The organism is Campylobacter sp. RM12647, from assembly GCF_020138135.1.
Classification (GTDB): domain Bacteria; phylum Campylobacterota; class Campylobacteria; order Campylobacterales; family Campylobacteraceae; genus Campylobacter_E.
In genome coordinates this window covers 1-1,846 of sequence record NZ_JACGAS010000047.1, presented here as the reverse complement: position 1 = coordinate 1,846, position 1,846 = coordinate 1, and the positions used below count along the sequence as shown (strand labels likewise).

The window sequence follows — 1,846 nt, the reverse complement described above, 5'->3', positions numbered from 1 at the left end:
AAAAAATTGAAAAAAATATGAAAAAGTTTTTGAGTGATTTGAAATGGACTAGTGGTAATTGATTGTTGAAAATAATTGGGAAATAAGGGTTTAGTGGAGTTTATGGTTATTAGGATTTATAAGTAAAGTTTATAATATAAATAATTATAAAAAAATCAAAATCCTATTTAAAGTTGTTTTAAATAGCTTTATTTTTAGTATTACAATTAGAAAAATAATTTAATTTTAAAGAATTTGAATTTGAAATTTAAATTTTAAATCTAGCAATATCTAAGATTTATTTTAAACTCCTGTTTTAAATTCTTTAAGTACAAACAATAATAGCACCTCGTTTTAATACGATTTTATTATCATTTTTCAACTCTTTTAAAACCCTTGAAATACTTTCTCTTGAACTACCTACTACTCTTGCTAATTCTTCGTGAGTAATTTTTAATTCATTATTACTTGCATTATCTTTTATATATTTTAAAACACGATTTGAAAGCGGCATAAAAGCAAAATCTTCTAAAAATTGCATAATTTCGCTAAGTCTTTTAGAAATAATGTCTAATTTTAGCTGTTTAAATTCTAAATATTTTTTGCTTAATTCTTCTAAATCTTTGCTAGGAATTACCCAAACATTAGTGTTTTTTACAAACTCAATATTAACATCAAAACTAATATTATTTAGCACGCAAGAAGCTGATAATAAGCAATATTCATCATTTGATAAATTAAAAATATCAATCTTTCTAATGCCATTATCAATAAATATCTTAATACTTCCATCAATTATAAATATAAGCCCTTGACAATCCCATAAATCATCACCTTTTTTATAAGTCTTAAAAAGACCTTTTTCTAAACATTTTTTAATTAGCTCATTATTTGTAAATATAGAATTTAAAAAATCTTCAATCTTTTTCATTGTAACTTTATCACATACATAATTTTTAAAAACTCTTATACTTTATCAAAAAAAGGAATATTATGAGTTTAAATAGAAGGAATTTTTTAAAAATCGCAGGAATTGCTAGTGTAAGCAAGGTTTTTGCGAATACTAATCAAGAAAAAATGGCAAAACTAATTGATTTAAGCCTTTGCGATGGCTGTGCTAATTTAGCAACACCTTTATGCGTAAGTGCTTGTAAATTAAAAAATAAAGATGTTTTTCCTAAACCAATTAGCGAAATACCAAATTATTATCCACAAAAATTTTACGAAGATTATCAAGACAAAAAAGATGAGATTAATAGGCTAAATCCTTATAATTTCATCTATGTTGACAAATTAAACATAGATAATAAAAATATAAATATCCCAAGACATTGTATGCATTGTGATGACCCAACTTGCCTTAAAATATGTCCTTTTGGAGCAATTAGCAAAGATAATTCAGCAGTTAAGATTAACCCTAATGTTTGTTTTGGTGGAGCAAAATGTAAAGATGTTTGCCCTTGGCACATACCACAACGACAAGCAGGAGTTGGAGTTTATCTTAAAATAGCACCTAAATTAGCAGGTGGTGGAGTTATGTATAAATGCGATTTATGTGCTGATATTAGCATTCCTGCTTGCGTGAGTGCTTGTCCTAAAAACGCAATGATATATGCAAACAAGGAAAAAATAAAATTACTAGCCCTAAAAAAGGCACAAGAATATAAAGATTTAGCTAAAGATGATGGCACATATATTTACGGAGATAAACAAAACGGCGGAACTGCGACTTTTTATGTATCACCGATTTCGTTTGAAAAAATTCAAGAAGCAATAAGCAAAAAACACGCAAACAACACCCAAGGAATAGCACATATGAAAGTAGATATAAATAACAAAATAACCAGTAATGACAAAATTATTAAAA

General features: G+C 26.3%; 2 protein-coding genes. One reads left to right on the top strand and one right to left on the bottom strand.

The features are described 5' to 3' along the window. Positions 1-304: 304 nt before the first annotated feature. Positions 305-910 carry a Crp/Fnr family transcriptional regulator gene (locus tag AVBRAN12647_RS09515; RefSeq protein ID WP_336615106.1) on the bottom strand — a complete coding sequence of 202 codons (606 nt, stop codon included), beginning with the start codon at positions 908-910 and terminating at the stop codon, positions 305-307. A gap of 62 nt (positions 911-972) precedes the next feature. Here AVBRAN12647_RS09515 and AVBRAN12647_RS09510 point away from each other — a divergent pair. Beyond that, a partial coding sequence (locus AVBRAN12647_RS09510; RefSeq protein WP_336615105.1) for a 4Fe-4S dicluster domain-containing protein occupies positions 973-1,846 on the top strand: 874 nt, incomplete at its 3' end.